At 75.8% G+C, this 231-nt stretch carries 1 protein-coding gene; it reads right to left on the reverse strand.

Annotated elements, in window-relative coordinates; genetic code table 11:
- Window positions 1–17: 17 nt before the first annotated feature.
- Complete coding sequence (locus KVT14_RS21710; protein ID WP_217617423.1) at window positions 18–158, reverse strand: hypothetical protein; 141 nt, start codon at window positions 156–158, stop codon at window positions 18–20.
- Window positions 159–231 lie beyond the last annotated feature (73 nt).

Here is a 231-nt window from a genome sequence, read left to right on the forward strand (position 1 = left end):
CCTCCGTCTCAGCCCGCTCACAGCCGGCGGGCGGCGTTCTGCAGGAACGCGTGCACCGCGGGCCGCAGGTTGTCGCCCCAAACGGCGACGACGACCATCCCGGCGGCCACCAGCAGCAGCATCAGGAGCAGGCCGGCCCAGCCCGTGCGGTGCGGCACGGCCGGCTCAGTACGCGGGCCGCAGCCACCGGGAGCCGTCGACCCTCAGCAGGTCGTCGACCGCGCCGGCGGA

Source organism: Cellulomonas sp. GbtcB1 (assembly GCF_019091725.1).
GTDB lineage: Bacteria > Actinomycetota > Actinomycetes > Actinomycetales > Cellulomonadaceae > Cellulomonas.